Genomic DNA, 1,623 nt, shown 5'->3' with positions numbered 1-1,623 from the left:
GCCGTGGTGGTCGTCCTCGGGGTGGGGCGGGGGCTCCTCCGAGGAGTGGTTCATCCGGAGACCGGCCAGGAAGCTGTCGTCAAAGAGGCTGCTCATCGCCTCACGAGTCTAGGACGCCCCGCCGACATCCGGGCCCGCCTTCGGGAGCCGCCTTCTCCTGCGGCCTGCGGTACCGGTCACACCGGGGCGGCCGGGAGTCGCCCCGGAGGGCCCGGGACGGGCCCCGGGGGTCACGTCCAGAGGGTCGCGATGAAGATGTTCGCCGTGGTCAGAGCGCCGACGGCGGCGAAGGCGCCCTTGTCGACCTGCTCCTCGTCGCGCTTGACGTAGACGAGGGCGAGGATCACGACGAGGATCCCGAGCTTGATGCCGATCTTGAGGTTGTTGACGGTCTGGTCGTCCGCCTGGTTCAGGCCGACCAGCGCGACGCCGGTGACGAGCATGACGAGCGCGCCGTGCAGCATCGCGGGGCCGAAGCGGGCCGTACCGGCCCCCATCGCCTTCATCTGGGTGAGGAAGCCGCCCAGCAGGGAGGCGATACCGATGATGTGCAGGGCGACGAAGACATTGATGAGGACGTCCATGGGCCGGAGCCTAACGGGGGCCCTAGCACCACCTTCCGGCCGGGTCCACCCACTCCCCCGCTTCGGTCGGAGGGTCACCGCGATGCCTGGCGGACCGGCCCTCCGGGCGAAAGACATCGGTCGCCCACCGCCAAGTGACGCCAATAGCGGTCATCACCCCGCCGGGTCGTGACCCCAGGTTTAGCGTCCTTCACCAGGTGATCGGCTCCCCACCACCGTCGGCGATCCGGCGGTTGCCGGTCACCCCCGCCGAGAAACCCCGGCGGCGGTCCGTCTCCCCTGTGCGGCCCGCCGTCGGCCCGGCGGGCCCGTGTCCCCCAGGCAGAGGATGTGACGCGCCCTCGTGGCAGCCCACCGAAAACCCCGGCATTCCCCCCTCGGTGGCCAGGCGGGCCGCACCGCCGCCACCCTCGCCCTCGCCTCCGCCGCGACCGCGACGCTCTTCGAGGGGTCCGGGCACGCCGAGCCCCGTCCCACCACCGCCCAGGTCAGGGAGAAGGTCGACCGGCTCTACGAGGAGGCCGAGGTCGCGACCGAGCGGTACAACGGCGCGAAGGAGAAGGCCGACGCCGCCCGCACCGCCTTCGAGCGGCTGCGCGACGAGGCCGCCCGCAGGACCCAGCGGCTCAACACCGCCCGGGACGCGCTCGGCTCGATGGCCGCCGCCCAGTACCGGTCCGGCGGCCTCGACCCCGCCGTCCAGCTGGTCCTCACCTCCGACCCCGACCAGTACCTGGACCGGGCCGCGCGCGCCGAGAAGGCCGCGGACCGGCAGGCGGTCGCCGTCGACGGCGTACGGCGTGAACTCGCCGCCGTACAGCGGCTGCGCGGCGAGTCGGCGGGCCGCCTGGAGGCGCTCGGCGGCCACGAGGCGGAGCTGCGGCGGCAGAAGGCGGCCGTCCTCGGCAAGCTCGGGGCGGCCCGGACCCTGCTCGCGCGGCTGACCGCCGAGGAGCGCGCCCGGTACGAGGCCGCGGAGGCGGCCCGGAACACCTCCGCGGGGAACGACCGCACCGGCGCCGCCACGACGGCCGCCCGT

2 protein-coding genes are annotated in these 1,623 nt (G+C 73.9%); one reads left to right on the top strand and one right to left on the bottom strand.

Annotation, left to right across the window (positions count from 1 at the left end):
* Positions 1 to 230: 230 nt before the first annotated feature.
* Positions 231 to 584 carry a hypothetical protein gene (locus EAO70_RS36630; RefSeq protein ID WP_148007092.1) on the bottom strand — a complete coding sequence of 118 codons (354 nt, stop codon included), beginning with the start codon at positions 582 to 584 and terminating at the stop codon, positions 231 to 233.
* 343 nt (positions 585 to 927) lie between these two features.
* Between EAO70_RS36630 and EAO70_RS36625 the strand changes: the two genes are divergently transcribed.
* A partial coding sequence (locus tag EAO70_RS36625; RefSeq protein WP_410091603.1) for a coiled-coil domain-containing protein occupies positions 928 to 1,623 on the top strand: 696 nt, incomplete at its 3' end.

The sequence above is a fragment of the Streptomyces sp. adm13(2018) genome, assembly GCF_008042145.1.
In the GTDB taxonomy this organism is placed as follows: Bacteria; Actinomycetota; Actinomycetes; order Streptomycetales; family Streptomycetaceae; genus Streptomyces.
Note: the sequence above shows the minus strand (reverse complement) of the source record. Positions and strands in the feature narration are given on the sequence as shown.